Source organism: Acidovorax sp. LjRoot38, assembly GCF_964252975.1.
Taxonomy (GTDB): Bacteria; Pseudomonadota; Gammaproteobacteria; order Burkholderiales; family Burkholderiaceae_C; genus Acidovorax; species Acidovorax facilis.
Window position 1 is genome coordinate 405,263 of the sequence record NZ_CAXUPT020000004.1, and the last position, 15,932, is coordinate 421,194.

The following is a 15,932-nucleotide window of genomic DNA, read 5'->3' on the forward strand; positions in this document are numbered from 1 at the left end:
ATACATATGTCGTGGAGTCAAGACCAAATGGCGGCGCGTGCCGCCCATGAGCTCGAAGACGGCTTTTACGTGAATCTGGGTATTGGCATCCCTACGCTGGTGGCCAATTTCGTGCCCGCCGACAAGGAAGTGTGGCTGCAGTCCGAAAACGGCATGCTCGGCATCGGCCCGTTCCCCAACGAAGATGAGGTGGATGCGGACCTGATCAACGCTGGCAAGCAGACCGTGACCACCATCAAGGGCTCGTCCATCTTTGGCAGCCATGACAGCTTTGCCATGATCCGTGGCGGCAAGATCAACCTGTCCATCCTGGGCGCCATGCAGGTCAGCGAAAAGGGCGATCTGGCCAACTGGATGATCCCCGGCAAGATGGTCAAGGGCATGGGCGGCGCGATGGACCTGGTGGCGGGTGTCAAGCGCGTGATCGTGCTCATGGAACACGTTGCCAAGAAGAAGGACGGCACCGAAGACCTGAAGATCCTGCCCCAGTGCACGCTGCCGCTGACGGGCGTGGGCGTAGTGGACCGCATCATCACCGACCTGGCGGTGATGGACGTCACCCCCCAAGGCCTGAAGGTGGTGGAACTGGCTCCGGGCGTGACGTTTGATGCCCTGCAAGCCAAAACGGGCGTGACGCTGATTCCTTGACCGTTGTTGGGGGCGTTCCTCAAACGCAAAAAAGGCCGAGGCTCCGTGAGGGGCCTCGGCCTTTTGCTTTCAGCATCGGGCTGCAGCCGTGACAACGACCGCAGTACCTGCCGTGCAAATTACATGGCGCTGAATTCGCCCGAAGGGATCTTGCCAGTGCGCAGGGCTTCAGCAGCCTGGGCGCGCACAGCAGCGCGGTCAGCCGTGGACGTGTAGGTCACCACACGCGAACCAGCAGGCTCGATGCTGCGGGTCTGGGCCACGGTAGCGGCTTCAGCGGCCACTTCGGCACGGGTGCGGTTCGTGTCGAACTTCAGGGCAAATTGCGAACCATCGGCTTCGTCAGCGTGGGCGCCGAAAGCAGTGAAAGCGGCAACAGCGGCGATAGAGAGGAAACGGACAGACTTGTTCATGGTGAAACTCCAGTGAAATTCAAAAAATAGGGACGAGGTACTTGGCAATACGAAAACGTGTGAACCGTGGATTCAACAAGAATCAACCACGCTCACCCGAAGGGATCTGGCCAGCGCGCAGGGCTTCGGCAGCCTGGGCACGCACGGCAGCGCGGTCAGCCGTGGACGTGTAGGTCAACACACGCGAGCCTGCCGGCTCGATGGAGCGGGTCTGGGCAACGCTGGCGGCTTCTGCCTGCACTTCAGCGCGGGTGCGGTTGGTTTCAAATTTGGTAGCGAATTGCGAAGCATCGGCTTCGTCAGCCTGTGCGCCGAAAGAGGCGAAAGCGGCAACGGCAGCGATGGAGAGGAAGCGGGCGGTGTTGTTCATGATGAAAATCCTTGGAAGTTAAAAAGCGTCTCAAAAAAGCCGGGTCAAAAAACCATTCCTGAACCGGGTTCGGTGAGTCGCCTTGCGGGTTCGGCTCATCGATGGGTTGAACTGTACGCGGGTGAAGTCCAAAGAAAAACCACCGAGTCGCAAACTAACTGTTCCAGTATTGGAAACAATGCCGCCAGAAAATTTCAGGGTTTACCCAAATTTTTAGCCTGAAAAGAAGGCTTGAACCGCTTTTGCATGCAATGAATGAAGCGTTTATCCGGAATGGTGCCCCATGGTTGCAGGACGGGCTGAATCGGGTGGTGAATGGCGTGCAGGGAAGTCTCCCGGCCTTGTGAAACACTGGGGGACGGCGACTGGGACTTGATCTGGCTCAAGACTGTGTGTGGCCCGGGTATTTTTCGTGGATGCCCCTCGGGGAGAACGCTCTATAGTCCCGAATAAGCTTTTGTTATCTGCATGACGGACACCCTTGCGCCTGCGGGCATCGACACTTCGGACAGCCCCCACTACTTGCGCGCGTTGACCGACATGGCTGACCGGCGCACGGTGGTTGCTGACGCAGCTATTTACACCGACAAAGGTATCAAGCTGGTCGAAAAAGGCGCGCGCATCGACAGCCGCCTGTATGACCGCCTGGTGCAGCACAAGCTGCGCGAGCCCATTGACCGCCATCTGTCCATCGAGAATCCCGTGGACGTACCCGCTTTGCTCGCGGCGGGGCAGGCCATGAGCGAACAGGAGGTGCTGCCCAGCCTGCTGGCAGAAGCCCTCGGCTCGGCTGCCCGGCTGCTGGCGCCGCTGCGCTCGCTGCCCTTGCCTCCATCCATGGCCTGCAAGCTCACCGTGATGCGCGATCAGCGGCCCGGGCTGTTTCAACACAGCCTGCAGATGATGACGGTGGCCGTGTTCCTGGGCATCAAAAGCGGTCTTGCTGAGCGCGACTGCGCCAATCTTGCGGCAGCAGCTTTGCTGCACGATCTGGGTGTGCTGCACATGGATCCGGCCTGGGACGATCCCGACCACAAGGTCGTTGGTGTTCAGCGCAAGCATCTGGTGGCGCACCCCATCACCGCCATGCTCATGATCCGCGATACCCAGGTCTATCCCCGGGCTGTGGATGTGGCGGTGCTGGAACACCACGAGCGCATGGATGGCAGCGGCTACCCGCGTGGCCTGGCCGGTGCAGACATCTCTGTCCTGGGCCGCATCCTGTTGCTGGCCGAGGTGGTGGCGGCGTTCTATGAAAAATACGACGACATGCCCGCGCAGCGCCTGTCGCTGGTGCTGCGGCTGAACCATCGCAAATTTCCATCGGCCCTGGTGGCACACATCCTGCCCCTGCTGCAGGAAGAAGTCGCCCGGGAGTCTGCCCTCATGCCGCTGGGCAACGATGCCTCGCGCCAGATCGACCTGCTGGCCGAAGCTTTTGAATGCTGGGATCAGCTCAAGACCGCACTGCCTCCCGAAACCAGTGTCAAGGCACTGCCGGGAAGCGCCTTTGTGTTCCTCGATGCGCGGCTGCTGGCTTTGCAAAAAGCCTTGCTGGAGGCCGGTTCACACCCTCGGCAGCAGGGTGAACTCATGACCCAGTTGCAGGGCGATGCTATTGGGATGGCTGAAGTGGCGCTGGTGGGGCGCGAGGCGCTGTGGCAGCTGCAAAGTACTGTGAATGCCAGCTATCGCCGCTGGCCGCAACTGGCAGACCGCGCCACCCCTGCGGATGCAGCGGTGGCGGATTGGTGTGATTGGGCAGTGCGGAAGCTTTGAAAAGGGTGGTCAGCCCACCCGGCTTCGCAGCCAGAACCGATGGTGCATCGCCCAGCCAGCCATGAGCACCGCGAGGACCAGCAGCCCCCATTCAGACAGCGTCGGAATGGATGCTGGCGGCGCGATGCCGATGTGGACCGTGAATGAATCCGCTGTCGGGCCCGTGCCCCAGGTCCAGAGATAGGTGCCCGGTGTGAGCCCCAGGCTGGCCAGCGAGGTCGCAGTCCAGGTGGCCGAGGACGTGAGCGCAGAGCCCGAGACGTAACCTGCCGGGGCGAAGACGAAACCGGGCATTGTGCTGTCCAGGCCCACCATGTCGCCAGATCCTGCATTCGCCCCGACAGGGCCTCCGCCTCCGAACGCTGGTGGGCCGGATATCCCCAGGTAGGCGTCCACGGTGCCAGCCGTGCCGGTGAAGACCAACCCAGCCGAAGCAATGACCCCGGGGGACAGAGGCCCGCTGCCCGCAGGCGAGAGGGCCCCCAGATTCATGCTGCCACTGCCACTGGCGACCACATTGCCACCGCTTTCAAAAAAGTAGAGCGTATAGGCCGCGAACGTGTTGCCGGACAGGAGCAGCAACAGGGCGACTGCTGCCGATTGGATTGTTTTCATTCAACGGACCCTCTCTTTTTTGTCCTGCCCATTGTAGGGAGCGTGGTGTGCGTTGTCCCAGTTTTATAGGACCTGGGACGCGTTGCCTCCAAAAGCCCCTCACCCCAAAGTCTTCTCCGCCAGTTGCCCCGTTGCTCGAAATACTGGTTATATTTACAGTATTCATATTGTTCTTCTCGTCTTCGCCATGCCTGCGCTACGCCGCTCCCTGGGGGTTGTCGCGTCCGATCTGCCATTGACCGTGCCCGGTGTCTGGCATGCGGACGCATTGGGTGCGGGCCAGTTGCAGGTGCAGTCCACCGGTTATGGTCCTCTGGATGCGCAGTTGCCCGGTGGGGGCTGGCCGGTGGGGGCGTTGAGCGAGGTGCTGCAGCCCCTGGCGGGCCTGCACGAATGGCAGCTGGTGCTGCCTGCCCTGGTACAGGCCACTGCCCCGCGCTCGGGGGCGGTGGTGGTGGTAGCGCCGCCTTGCGAGCCTTTTGGACCGGCGCTGCAGGCCCAGGGCTTGTCAGCCGAGCGGCTGTGTGTGGTGCGGGCCGATGCCGCCGCTGCGCTCTGGGCGGCAGAGCAGGCGTTGCGTTGCCGGGAGGTTCTGGCCGTGATGGCCTGGCTGCCGCAGGTGCAGTCCGCAGCCCTGCGCAGGCTGCAACTGGCAGCAGCGCAGCAACGTCAACTGCTATGGGTGTTTCGCCCGGCCAGTGCTGCGGCGCAGGCCTCACCAGCCTTGCTGCGGCTACAGGTGCAGGGGATGGCCATGCCGGGAGGTGTATGCACAGTCCCCGGGATGCAGGTGCACATTCTCAAGCGCCGGGGGCCGCCCCTGGCGCAAAGGCTGGATCTGCCGGGCTGTCATCCCCGGCTGGCCCAGGTGCTGGCAGCCCAGGCCGGGCGCAGGCGTGCAGCGCAGGTGGATGCTGGCAGCACCTTGGTGGCAGGTCGCCTTGCTGCGGCAGCCAAGGCATCGGGGGCGTTGCCCATGCGCCCTTCATTGGAGCCGCTGGTGCCGTTGGGGGCGGGGCCAGAGGGGAGGGCGCATGCACTGGATCGCGCTGCCATTGCCCTGGTGCGATGAGGCATCCGCACCGCCTGCAGGGGTTGTGCACACCGCTGCGGCAGGCTGGTGGGCCCTGCGTTTTACCCCGCGTGTGGCACTGGTGGATGCAGAGGCCGTGCTGCTGGAGGTGTCCACCACCGAGCGGCTGTGGGGCGGGCGCGAAGTGCTGCTGGCCCAGGTGCTGCAGGCCTGGGCCTGGGCCGGGGCATCTGCCAGGTGCTCTGCCCCCCCCGCTGCCCAGGTCGCTGGCGAGTGTGGGCCTGCAGGGGAAGGGACGGCGGCGGGCGCACAGCCGACGGGCGCACCCGTGATCTGGGGCAGTGGCCCCACAGCCCTGGTGGCGCAGGCCCGGCTGCGTATGGCGTTGGCGGGGCAGGCTCTCCCTGCACAGGGGCCGCTGAGCCTGCCTCTGCACACACTCACAGCCTTGCGCCCGCATGTGGCCAGCCTGGAGCGCATGGGCTGCCGCACCTGGGGGGCACTGCGGGCGCTGCCCCGCGCCGGGGTGTCGCGGCGTTTTGGTGCGGCGGTGCTGCGGGTGCTGGACCAGGCCCTGGGGGATGCCCCCGAGGCCCACGCCTGGCTGGAGCTGCCCGAGCAGTTTGTGCTGACGGGCGAGTTGCCTGCGCTGGCAGAGTCGGCCGATGCGCTGCTCTGGAGCGCCAGCCGCTGCCTCACGGCCTTGCAAGGCTGGCTGCAAGCGCGGCAGCAGGGCGTGCTGGGCCTGGAGCTGGCCTGGCGCCATGACCTGCGGCGCATCGATGGTGTGGCCATCGCCCCCACGCAGGCGCTGCAGGTGCGCACGGCCCAGGCCACGCAGGACATGGGGCATCTGCGGCGCCTGTTGTCTGAAAATCTGGCGCGCACCACGCTGGCCGCGCCGGTCAATCAGATCACGCTGCGTTTGCTGGAGGCGGCCCCGCTGCCACACCGCAGTGCGAGCCTGCTGCCGCCCGACCATCTGGGCGGCGCAGACCCTGCTGGCGCCCAGGGCGAGGCTTTGCACCAGTTGCTGGAGCGCCTGTCAGCCCGCCTGGGAGCAGACCATGTGCAGGCCCCGGTGCTGCAGGCCGACCACCGCCCCGAATGCATGCAGCAGTGGCGCCCGGCGGCCGAGGTGCTGCGCGTGACGGCGGCGGCCGCAAAGCACGCTGCAGCCCGGAATGCCTCCGTCAGTGTTGCCAAGACGGCGCTGGATGCAGCCCCCGATGCCCTGCTGCTGCCCACCTGGCTGCTGAACCCGCCCCGGCGGCTGGCGGTGCAGGGCAACCGCCCCTGCCACCACGGCCTGCTGCGACTGCTGGCCGGGCCCCACCGCTTTGAAGCGGGCTGGTGGTCTGCGGCCGGGGAGGGCGCAGGCCCGGCCCCCGGTGAAGGTGCCCTGGCCTTGCGCGACTACTTTGTGGCGCACAACGATGTGGCGGGGCTGGTGTGGGTGTTCCGCGAGCGGCTGGCGCCGGTGCCGTCCGTGTCGGATGGTCCCCCTGTCGCCGTGCGGCCCCATCGCTGGTTCCTGCATGGGGTGTTTGGGTGATGTCTGCGGAGGCTCCATGGGCCTGACACCTTCCTCTGCATCGCCTGCACCAGCCACCGTGCTGCCGGGCTATGCCGAGCTGCACTGCCTGTCCAACTTCAGCTTCCAGCGTGGTGCATCGCATCCACAGGAACTCGTGAAGCGCGCGCTGGCGCTGGGCTACCAGGCCCTCGCGCTGACGGACGAATGCTCGGTGGCGGGTGTGGTGCGCGCTTGGGAGGCCGCCAAGGAATGTGGTTTGCACCTCATCGTGGGCAGCGAGTTTTTGTGGGGTGACGACCTGCGGCTGGTGGCCCTGGCGCGCGATGCCGAGGGCTGGGGCAATCTGTGTGAGTTCATCACCGCGGCCCGTGCGGTCGCATCCAAGGGGCAGTACCACGTGGGCCCGCGCAGCCCCTGGGGATTGCTGCAAGGGTGCGAGTTGCTGCTGGCGCCTATCCGGCAACGCTTTGATGCTTCTGATTTGATAGCTATTGGCGCTTGTCTATCCAGCGCTAGAGGCCAATTTGACTCAAATTTTGATGGCCATATCTGGTTGGCCGTCGAACTGCACCTGGCCCCGGACGACAGCCTGTGGCTGGCCACGCTGCAGCGTGTGGGTGCGGCGCTGGGCTTGCCGCTGGTGGCAGCGGGCGATGTGCACATGCACGCCCGTTCGCGCAAGCCGCTGCAGGATGTGATCACCGCCGTACGCCTGGGCCGCAGCGTGGGCGAATGCGGGTTTGCGCTGCAGCCCAATGCCGAGCGCCATCTGCGCCGGCGCGTGCGGCTGGCGGGCATCTACCCGCCCGAGTTGCTGGACGCCACGCTCACCGTGGCGGGGCGCTGCACGTTCACCCTGGACGAAATCAAGTACCAGTACCCGCTGGAGACCGTGCCCGCTGGCATGACCCCCGCGCAGGCACTGGCCTGGCTGGTGCAGGCGGGTGTGCAAGGCGTTTACCCGCAGGGCGCGCCACAGAAGGTGCAGGCGCAGATCCGCAAAGAGCTGGACCTGATCGCACACTGCCAGTACGAGATGTACTTCCTCACGGTGCACGACATCGTGCGCTACGCGCGCAGCCAGGGCATCCTGTGCCAGGGGCGTGGCTCGGCCGCGAATTCGGTGGTCTGCTACATGCTGGGCATCACGGCCGTGCCGCCCGAAAACTCACACCTGCTGTTCGAGCGCTTTATCAGCAAAGAGCGCAAGGAGCCGCCCGACATCGACGTGGACTTCGAGCACGACCGGCGCGAGGAGGTCATCCAGTACATCTACGAAAAATACGGCCGCGAGCGCGCCGCCATCGCGGCCGTGGTTACCACCTACCGCACGCGCAGCGCACTGCGCGATGTGGGCAAGGCGCTGGGCGTGGCGCCGTCCTTGGTCGATGCCTTTGCCAAGGACCACCACTGGTTTGACGAGCAGTTTGCCACCGACCGGTTGCAGGAACTGGCTGAAAGCCTGGGTGCACCGCTGCACCGGCACACGGCCCAGCTGTGGCTGGAACTGGCGGCGGACCTCAAAGGCTTTCCGCGCCACCTGAGCCAGCATGTGGGCGGCTTTGTGCTCACGCAGGGCAAGCTCACGCGCCTGGTGCCCGTGGAGCCCGCGAGCATGGAGCACCGATCGGTCATCCAGTGGGACAAGGACGACCTGGACACCATGGGCCTGCTCAAGGTCGATGTGCTGGCCCTTGGCATGCTCAGCGCGCTGCGCCGCTGCCTGAATTTGCGCGAAGCCTTGCGCGGTGAGCGCTGGGACCTCCAGGGCATTCCGCGCGAAGACCCCGCCACCTACGACACGATCTGCGCCGCTGACACCGTGGGCGTGTTCCAGATCGAAAGCCGCGCGCAGATGAGCATGCTGCCGCGCCTGCGGCCGCGCGAGTTCTACGACCTGGTGGTGGAGGTGGCGATTGTGCGGCCCGGGCCTATTCAGGGCGGCATGGTGCACCCCTACCTGCAGGCGCGCGAACGCAGGCGCAGGGGCGAGCCACTGCAATTGGAGAAGCCCGAACTGGAAGCGGCCCTGGCGCGCACGCTGGGCGTGCCGATTTTTCAGGAGCAGGTGATGCAGATCGCCATGGTGGCAGCCGGGTTCTCTGCGGGTATGGCTGACGATCTGCGCCGGTCGATGGCGGCCTGGAAGCGCAAGGGCGGCGTGCACCGGTTCGAGCGCCCACTGGTTGGAGGCATGGAAGCGCGTGGTTACCGTACCGAGTTTGCCCAGGCCATCTTCCAGCAGATGCTGGGCTTTGGCGAATATGGCTTTCCTGAAAGCCACGCCCACAGCTTTGCCTTGCTGGCCTATGCCAGCAGCTGGCTCAAATGCCATGAGCCCGCGTGTTTTCTGGCCGCGCTGCTCAATTCGTTGCCCATGGGTTTTTACACCGCCTCGCAACTGGTGCAGGATGCGCGCCGCCACGGCGTGCGTGTGCTGCCCATCGACGTGACCTGCAGCGACATCGACTGCACGCTGGAGGGCACACCAGAGCCACTGAGACCGGCGCGGGGGCTGGGCGTGCCGCCACTGCCGCAGCCCGCTGTGCGTCTGGGCTTGCGGCTGGTGGGCAGCCTGCACAAAGATGCTGCCGAACGACTGGTAGAGGCCCGCGCTACAGGCCCTGCCTTTGCCAACACCGAAGACCTGGCCCTGCGCGCACAGCTGAGCCAGCAAGACCTACAGGCGCTCGCTGCAGCCGATGCGCTGGCGGGCCTGTCAGGCCACCGGCGCCAGCAGATGTGGGAGGCGGCCGCGCAGCACACGGCACCGCCCCTGCTGCGCGATGTACCCGTGCACGAAGCGCCCCTGCAACTGCTCGCCGCGCCCGAGGGCGAAGAGATTCTTTTCGACTACGCCGCCACCGGCCTCACACTGCGCCGCCACCCGCTGGCCCTGCTGCGCCCCCGCCTTGCGCGCTGGCGCCTGCAGACCGCCCTGCAGCTGAACACCGTGCCCCATGGCCGCAAGGTGCGCGCCTGCGGCATCGTCACTGTGCGCCAGCGCCCCGGCACGGCCAAAGGCACGATGTTCGTCACGCTGGAGGACGAGACGGGTCCCGTCAACGTGATCGTGTGGCCTGCGCTGGTGGAGACATGGCGCAATGCGCTGCTCAGGTCGCAATTGCTGGCGGTGGAAGGCGTGTGGCAGTGCAGCGTGCCCGAGGGGGAGGGGGCCGATGCGCCATCGCCATCAGCGTCGGTAGTGCGCCACCTGGTGGCCCAGCGCTTCAAGGACTTGACGCCGCTGCTCGGTCGCATGGCCCAGGCGCTGCAAGGCAGCCGGGACTTTCACTGACCTGCTGAACCGCTTCGGATCATCCTTCTGACTCCCTTGCGGTCACCGTTCCAGCAGATAAGCGTGGGGGTCGATGAAGAACGCTTTTTTGGCGCCCTGCGTAGCGCCATCCACCTTCCACGGCGCGGGCAGCATTCGCACGATGGAATAGTGCAGGTGTGGCGGCTTGCCCTGCGCATTGCCGCTGGCGCCCAGCGTGCCAATCGCCTCTCCAGACGCCACGAAGGAGAAGGCGCCTGTGCCGATCAAGTCCAGGTGCGCAAAGTAATGCAACCGCCAGCGCGGCCCGAGCACCAGCACCACCTTGCCGCCTTTGGCGATTTCTCCTGTGAACAGCACGACGCCATCCGTAGTGCTCAGCACTGGCGTGCCGGTCTTGCCAAAGATGTCGATGCCCTTGTGCACACCCGAGCTGCCCCAGGGTTCGAACCAGAAGGACTTGGAATTCCAGTCTTTTGCGGAGGCCCCGGCCACGGGGATCTGGATGCGCTCTGGCAGTAACAGGCCCGCCACCAGCGCGGCCAGCAGGGTGAGGCCCAGAATCTTTGCAATTTTCATGGCGCGATTATTCCGCGCTCGCAATCGTTGCAGTCGCTGTGGATCAGCGCGAAGGGTCTGCCTTGCTGGCGGCCTGCCGTGCCGGCTGCGAGGCCGTGCCGGCTGCCCCCTGGACTCCGGGCTTGACAGGCTGCTGGGCCAGGTTCAGCAGCGGCTTGCAATGGGTGTCGTCGTCTGCTGCCGGCACGGTGATGGGCACCAGGGCCAGCGCGGCGGGGGCCACCACGGCAGCCACCACCGCCGCGCCTGCGCGCAGCAGCAGCGGTCCGGCCTCGACGCCCACATCCGGGTTGCCAAACGTGCCCCTCACATACAGGGGTGAACGCAGCGAAAAGAACTTCCATTGCAAGGATTCGGGCTTGATGCGCAGGTCCAGTGCCTCGGTGCCCAGGTCGATGGTGCCCGTGGCCTCCACCACGGCATCATCGGTACTCATTTTCACGACGCGGGCGGTTGCCAAGCCATCCACCACCATGAAGTCGGCCACCGCACAGCGCAGGTGCACTTCCTTGTTTTCGCCAAAGAGCTTGCCCACGACGATGCTGCCCACGTTGAGCGCGGCCAGGTCCAGCATCTGCTTGCTCAGCGTGCCCTCGCGCACATACAGGCGCATCTCGCCCGTGCCGTGGCCCAGCAGTACGGCCATGCTGTTGCCGGTGCTCTCCAGGGCAATGGCTCCGTCCATGCGGCCAAAACTTTTCTTCATGAGCTGCACCTTGGGGAACAGGGCCGACAACTGCAGTCCCTGCACGGTGCCGCGTATCTGGGCCTTGAGGGGGGCGCTGCGGCCATCGATGGTGACCTGCGATTCGATCTTGCCTTCTGCCACGCCAAACGTGAGGGGCGCCAGTCTGAGCTGCGCGTTTTCCATTACGGCGCGTGTGCTCAGGTCCTGCAGCGGCAGGCTCTCGGGGCGGATGATGTGGCGGCCCTTGAACACGATGTCCATGTCCATGGCATTCCACCGCTCGGCCGCAAATTGCGAATCCGGCAGCACCTTGCCACCCTGGCTGCGGGTGCGTTGCGTGTTGCCGGACACGCGGGTGCCCAGCGTCGGCCCCAGGTCTGCCAGGCGCAGCTGGTTCGATGTCATGGTGCCGGTGAGCCGGGGGCGCGGTTTGCCCGAGGTGTATTTCAGCGACCCCTGCAGATCACTCTGACCCACCTTGCCGCGAAAATCGTTGTACTCCCACACCGCGCGTTCGGGTTCCAGGCTCCCGGTCAGCCGTCCGCGCGTTTCAAACGCCGGGGTGTTGGGCAGCACCAGCCCGGTCAGGTCGTACAGATCGGCCATGCTGCCGCCTTGGAGGAACACCTGAAAATCCAGCCCCGAGAGCGCCCCGGGGTTGGCCAGCACCCCTTCAGCCGACAGTGCCACGCTGCCCGCGCTGGCATCAATCTGCAGCGGATAGTTCACCACCTTGTTGCGCAGGCTGATGACCTGGCCCGCGCGCCCCTGTCCCTTGATCTGGGCCTTGGCATAGCGGCCCTTCAGTTCAAAGCGCAGGCCATAGGGCATCGCCCCCTGGGAGGATGTGCCGGGGGCCGCGATCGCTGCCGTCGGGGCTGTGCCACTGGCGGCGCTGGCGGAAGCCTTGGCGGCCGGGCTGCCGGGTGGGCTGGTGGGGGCAATGGGCTCCGTTGTGTCAATGCGCGCCTGCAGGTCCAGGTCTTTCATGCCATCGGCATAGGCCAACACGCCCCGCTTGAGCACGAGCCGGTCTACATCGAAGCTCCACCCGCTCCTGGGGCTGTCCTTGCGCTCAAAGGTCCAGTTGTTGGTGCCATCGGCGGTGCGGGCCAGCGCCACCTGGGGGCTGGTGAGTGCCACGGTGTCGATCGACAGATGCCGCCCCAGCAGCGGCAGCAGGCGCACCGTGGCGGTGGCGCTGCCGATGCGGGCCATGGCGGGCGCTTCCGGCAGATCGGCGTTGTCCTTGGGAGGCGTTTTGCCATCGGCACGCTGGAAGGGGGGGATGAACCCCGCCGGCTGGTCCATCACCAGGCGCTCGGCCTGGATGGTGACGCCAGGTATCCATCGTCGCCATCCTTCCTCCAGGGGTTGGGGCCAGTGCCAGGCTGCCGACAATTCGCCCTCAATCGCAAAGTGCCTGCCCGTGGCTTCGCTGACTTTTTCGTTGACCCAGGGTTTTGCACGGCTCCAGTCGATCACTGCCAGCAAGGCGCCGAGCAGCACCAGCAGCGCGGCCACTACACCCAGGGCCACCAGCAACCACCGTGCTACACGTCGACCAACCCCCGAGGCGGGTGCGGGGTGGCCGGTGGACGCGGCAGGGCGGGGAAGATCGGCAGAAGGCGTGGTAGGTGACGGCATGAAGGGCGTATGGGTTATGGCCGCATGCCGCAGAACAGCCATGCTGCACGGGACATGGGTGGGTGCCGCGTTTGCTCATGCGGCACCGGGCCTCCTGGGTTCATGCTAGCCCGCATTGGCGCGCCCAGTGGCAGTGCAGACGCAACTGCCGCCCTTGTCCTACAGGCGGAAAACGGTGCTGCCGCGCCCTAAAATCCGCGCACCATGCACAACCCCCACCACCCCCACGCCCCGCCCATGCGCGATGGCGTGGGCCCAAGCTGCGTGGTGCTGCCCAGCCAGGGGCAGGGCAGCATGCTGGACTTTCTGGCGCAGCGTCTGCCCGTCGTGACCCGCGACGAATGGCTGCAGCGTATGCAGGCGGGGGATGTGGTGGACGAACGCGGGGAGCCCGTGTCGCCCGGGCGGCCGTTTGAAGGCAGCTTGCGCGTGTACTACTACCGCAGCCTGCCCGCAGAGCCCGCCTTGCCTTTCCCAGAAACGGTGCTGTACCAAGACGAGCACCTCGTGGTGGCCGACAAGCCCCATTTCATGCCCGTGACACCGTCGGGCCGCTATCTGCACAACACACTGCTGGTGCGCCTCAAGCGACAGCTGGGGTTGCCTGAACTGTCGCCCCTGCACCGCATCGACCGGGACACGGCGGGGCTGGTGCTGCTATCGGTGCAGCAGCGCACACGCGGGGCCTACCAGGCGCTGTTCCGTGACAAGCAGATCACCAAACACTACGACGCGATTGCGCCGTGGCGCGAAGACCTCGTGTTTCCGCGCGAACACATGAGCCGCCTGGAGGAAAGCCCTCAGTTCTTTCGCATGCAGGAAGTGCCCGGCGAGCCCAACAGCCACACACAGATGCAGATGCTGGAGGTAGCAAGGTCTGGCGCCTGGGCCCGGTACCGTCTCATGCCGATCACCGGCAAACGGCACCAACTGCGCGTACACATGGCAGCGTTGGGCCTGCCCCTGCGCAACGACCCGTTCTATCCAGTGGTCAACGATCCTCCCGAAGGAGACTACTCGCGGCCTCTGCAACTGCTGGCGAGGTCCCTGGAGTTTGCGGACCCGGTGTTGGGCGTGCCGCGGATGTTTGAGAGCAGGCAGCGGCTGAGTCTGGAAGATTAGGGTTTACCACTAGCAATCGCTATTTGCTCGTTGAGGGCGGGGTGGCCCTCATGAAAGCATGGCATTGCTTTGGGTTTTGTTTTTACACACAGATAAGGTAACTTGGTTACCTGTTCTGGGCAGAGGGCCCGGAAACTGCAGAAGAAAACAACAATGAGCCCCACCACTACACACCGTTCCGTCGCGTTCAAGCTGTCGCTTGCGGCGTTACTCAGCCTGCTGCTTGTGCTGCTCATCACCATGGGTATCGTCAGCGCCTTGCTCTGGCAAAACTTTGGACGGCTATCGCGCGGCGATGCCCAGCAATACGCAGCCCAGTTGCGCACCTTGGTGCAGACGTTTGACGAAACCGCGCAAGAGCAGGCCAAACGCGATTTCACCCTGTTCAAGGCCAATTTTCCGGGCAATTTTTCGCTCAGCGATGCGCCGGGGGCTGACGGCAAGCCCGAGGCCACGCTTGCATTTCAGGGGGTGCCGATCAATGGCGACTTTGAGGTGGTGGATCGGTTTTCCAAAGACAGCATGGGTGCCGTCGCCACCATCTTCGCGCGCACGGGCGACGACTTCATCCGTGTGACCACTTCGCTCAAGAAGCAGGACGGAGACCGCGCCTACAAGACCCTTCTCGATCGCAAGCACCCTGCCTACGAACTGATGAACGAAGGCAAAACCTTCATCGGCCGCGCCAATCTGTTTGGCCGGGAGTACATGACGGTGTATGAACCCATCCGCGAAGGCAACCGCACCATCGGCATCCTGTTCATCGGTTCGGACATCGGCCCCATTCTGGGCAAGCTCAACACCGTGATGGCGGGCCAGAAGCTGTTTGCCACGGGCGCTGTCTACGCGGTCAATATTTCAGCAGGCCCTGCACGGGGCAACGTTTTTGGTTTGACGGGCGCCAACGCAGCGCTCAAGGTCGATGAGAAAGTGGATGACGCCAAGGCCTGGCTTGCTTCACTGTCGGGTATCGAGCAAACCGGCGATTTTGAATCGAGCTGGTCGCCGCGCCGCATTGGCGACGGTGACACCGCCGCGCGTTATGTCGCGGTGGAGCGCTACAAGCCCTGGAACTGGGCCATAGTGGCCGAGGCGCCGGAGTCTGAAATGATGGGCGAGGCCCGCAGCGTGCTCACCTGGCTGTGGCTGGGTGTGCTGGTGGCGCTGGCACTGCTGACGGTGGTACTGGTGGTGGCCACACGCCGCCTCGTGGGTGCGCCCGTGCAGCAGCTGAGCACCGCGCTGGGTTACCTGGCGCAGGGCGACCTGACCCACGCAGTCACCCTGAAATCCCGCGACGAAATCGGCAGCCTGGCCCAGGCCATGGAAGGCTTTCGTGTCCGCTTGGTAGAAAGCCTGAGCACCGTGCGCACCAGTGCCGAAAGCGTGTCGTCGGCCAGCACCGAAATTGCCCAAGGCAACCAGGACCTGTCGGGCCGCACCGAAAGCCAGGCCAGCTCTCTGGAAGAAACGGCGGCCAGCATGGAGCAGCTGGGTGCCACCATTCGACACAACGCCGACAGCGCCAGCCAGGCCAACCAGCTGGCTGTGGGCGCCAGCCGCGTGGCCGCGCAAGGCGGTGAAGTGGTGTCCAAGGTGGTCAGCACCATGCAGGACATCAACACCAGCAGCCAGAAGATTGCCGACATCATTGGCGTCATCGACGGCATTGCTTTCCAGACCAACATCCTGGCCCTGAACGCTGCGGTTGAAGCCGCTCGTGCTGGCGAGCAAGGCAGGGGCTTTGCCGTGGTGGCTGCTGAAGTGCGCAACCTGGCTCAGCGCACCGCCGCCGAGGCCAAGGCCATCAAAGAACTGATCGGCGCCAGCAGCGCCATGGTGCAGCAGGGCTCGGTGCTGGCCGATCAGGCGGGCACCACGATGCAGGAAGTCGTGAGCTCTATCCAGCGCGTGGCCGACATGGTCTCTGAAATCAGCGCTGCCAGCAGCGAGCAGACCGCTGGTGTGGGCCAGGTGGGAGAGGCAGTGACGCAACTGGACCAGACTACTCAGCAGAATGCCGCCCTGGTGGAAGAAATGGCTGCTGCGGCCAGCAGCCTGCAGACGCAGGCACACCAGATGGTGTCTGCCATTGCGCAGTTCAATCTGGGTGGCGCCAGTGCCAGCCCCGGTTTGCCAAACCGGGCGCGTGGGGGCTCCCGCAACCCGGCAATCTCCGGCTGAACGCCCGCGCACTCGCGGGCGCTAGCGGAGCTTCGCCATG

Annotated in this window: 12 protein-coding genes; 7 read left to right on the forward strand and 5 right to left on the reverse strand. The window is 65.2% G+C overall.

Features of this window, described 5'->3' with window-relative positions; genetic code table 11:
- The first annotated feature begins 6 nt into the window (after positions 1–6).
- Entirely contained in the window at positions 7–648 is a 642-nt protein-coding gene (locus tag ACSQ22_RS09590; protein WP_055402417.1) for a CoA transferase subunit B, read from the forward strand.
- Between the two features lie 119 nt (positions 649–767).
- Here ACSQ22_RS09590 and ACSQ22_RS09595 read toward each other — a convergent pair whose 3' ends face one another.
- A complete protein-coding gene (locus tag ACSQ22_RS09595) occupies positions 768–1,061 on the reverse strand; it encodes a DUF4148 domain-containing protein (protein ID WP_121419969.1) in 294 nt (97 codons plus the stop codon).
- Positions 1,062–1,143: 82 nt separating this feature from the next.
- The gene (locus ACSQ22_RS09600) at positions 1,144–1,431 is read right to left on the reverse strand and encodes a DUF4148 domain-containing protein (protein ID WP_121419970.1); all 288 of its coding nucleotides are present in this window, start codon (positions 1,429–1,431) and stop codon (positions 1,144–1,146) included.
- A 468-nt stretch (positions 1,432–1,899) separates the two neighbouring features.
- Between ACSQ22_RS09600 and ACSQ22_RS09605 the strand changes: the two genes are divergently transcribed.
- Positions 1,900–3,210 (forward strand): HD-GYP domain-containing protein, encoded by a 1,311-nt coding sequence (locus ACSQ22_RS09605; protein ID WP_436130155.1) that lies wholly within the window; start codon positions 1,900–1,902, stop codon positions 3,208–3,210.
- Between the two features lie 9 nt (positions 3,211–3,219).
- On the opposite strand, the gene ACSQ22_RS09610 is transcribed toward ACSQ22_RS09605, so the two are convergent.
- The gene (locus tag ACSQ22_RS09610) at positions 3,220–3,825 is read right to left on the reverse strand and encodes an IPTL-CTERM sorting domain-containing protein (RefSeq protein WP_121419972.1); all 606 of its coding nucleotides are present in this window, start codon (positions 3,823–3,825) and stop codon (positions 3,220–3,222) included.
- Positions 3,826–4,012: 187 nt separating this feature from the next.
- On the opposite strand from ACSQ22_RS09610, the gene imuA reads away from it, so the two are divergent.
- From imuA to ACSQ22_RS09625, 3 genes are read left to right on the forward strand one after another with little or no spacing between them, the layout of a single operon-like run.
- On the forward strand, positions 4,013–4,897 hold the full coding sequence (gene imuA, locus ACSQ22_RS09615; RefSeq protein ID WP_436130156.1) for a translesion DNA synthesis-associated protein ImuA: 885 nt from the start codon (positions 4,013–4,015) through the stop codon (positions 4,895–4,897).
- The gene (locus tag ACSQ22_RS09620; protein WP_436130157.1) at positions 4,860–6,413 is read left to right on the forward strand and encodes a Y-family DNA polymerase; all 1,554 of its coding nucleotides are present in this window, start codon (positions 4,860–4,862) and stop codon (positions 6,411–6,413) included. The genes imuA and ACSQ22_RS09620 overlap by 38 nt, the downstream gene beginning before the upstream one ends.
- 16 nt (positions 6,414–6,429) lie before the next feature.
- On the forward strand, positions 6,430–9,693 hold the full coding sequence (locus ACSQ22_RS09625; RefSeq protein WP_436130158.1) for an error-prone DNA polymerase: 3,264 nt from the start codon (positions 6,430–6,432) through the stop codon (positions 9,691–9,693).
- 42 nt (positions 9,694–9,735) lie between these two features.
- Here the strand turns inward: ACSQ22_RS09625 and ACSQ22_RS09630 are convergent, their stop codons facing one another.
- A complete protein-coding gene (locus ACSQ22_RS09630) occupies positions 9,736–10,251 on the reverse strand; it encodes a M23 family metallopeptidase (protein WP_436130159.1) in 516 nt (171 codons plus the stop codon).
- Between the two features lie 43 nt (positions 10,252–10,294).
- Positions 10,295–12,586, reverse strand: coding sequence for an AsmA family protein (locus tag ACSQ22_RS09635; RefSeq protein ID WP_436130160.1), 2,292 nt, complete (start codon positions 12,584–12,586; stop codon positions 10,295–10,297).
- A gap of 204 nt (positions 12,587–12,790) precedes the next feature.
- Here ACSQ22_RS09635 and ACSQ22_RS09640 point away from each other — a divergent pair, with 204 nt between their 5' ends.
- Both ACSQ22_RS09640 and ACSQ22_RS09645 read left to right on the forward strand, forming a co-directional pair.
- Complete coding sequence (locus ACSQ22_RS09640) at positions 12,791–13,708, forward strand: pseudouridine synthase (protein ID WP_436130161.1); 918 nt, start codon at positions 12,791–12,793, stop codon at positions 13,706–13,708.
- 153 nt (positions 13,709–13,861) lie between these two features.
- Positions 13,862–15,892, forward strand: a complete 2,031-nt coding sequence (locus tag ACSQ22_RS09645) for a Cache 3/Cache 2 fusion domain-containing protein (protein WP_436130162.1) — start codon at positions 13,862–13,864, stop codon at positions 15,890–15,892.
- Positions 15,893–15,932 lie beyond the last annotated feature (40 nt).

What these genes read in the sequence shown, in the direction of transcription:
- ACSQ22_RS09590 (WP_055402417.1), top strand. Translation starts at nt 7, where the DNA reads ATGTCGTGGAGTCAAGACCAAATGGCGGCGCGTGCCGCCCATGAGCTC.
- ACSQ22_RS09595 (WP_121419969.1), bottom strand. Translation starts at nt 1,061, where the DNA reads ATGAACAAGTCTGTCCGTTTCCTCTCTATCGCCGCTGTTGCCGCTTTC.
- ACSQ22_RS09600 (WP_121419970.1), bottom strand. Translation starts at nt 1,431, where the DNA reads ATGAACAACACCGCCCGCTTCCTCTCCATCGCTGCCGTTGCCGCTTTC.
- ACSQ22_RS09605 (WP_436130155.1), top strand. Translation starts at nt 1,900, where the DNA reads ATGACGGACACCCTTGCGCCTGCGGGCATCGACACTTCGGACAGCCCC.
- ACSQ22_RS09610 (WP_121419972.1), bottom strand. Translation starts at nt 3,825, where the DNA reads ATGAAAACAATCCAATCGGCAGCAGTCGCCCTGTTGCTGCTCCTGTCC.
- imuA (WP_436130156.1), top strand. Translation starts at nt 4,013, where the DNA reads ATGCCTGCGCTACGCCGCTCCCTGGGGGTTGTCGCGTCCGATCTGCCA.
- ACSQ22_RS09620 (WP_436130157.1), top strand. Translation starts at nt 4,860, where the DNA reads ATGCACTGGATCGCGCTGCCATTGCCCTGGTGCGATGAGGCATCCGCA.
- ACSQ22_RS09625 (WP_436130158.1), top strand. Translation starts at nt 6,430, where the DNA reads ATGGGCCTGACACCTTCCTCTGCATCGCCTGCACCAGCCACCGTGCTG.
- ACSQ22_RS09630 (WP_436130159.1), bottom strand. Translation starts at nt 10,251, where the DNA reads ATGAAAATTGCAAAGATTCTGGGCCTCACCCTGCTGGCCGCGCTGGTG.
- ACSQ22_RS09635 (WP_436130160.1), bottom strand. Translation starts at nt 12,586, where the DNA reads ATGCCGTCACCTACCACGCCTTCTGCCGATCTTCCCCGCCCTGCCGCG.
- ACSQ22_RS09640 (WP_436130161.1), top strand. Translation starts at nt 12,791, where the DNA reads ATGCACAACCCCCACCACCCCCACGCCCCGCCCATGCGCGATGGCGTG.
- ACSQ22_RS09645 (WP_436130162.1), top strand. Translation starts at nt 13,862, where the DNA reads ATGAGCCCCACCACTACACACCGTTCCGTCGCGTTCAAGCTGTCGCTT.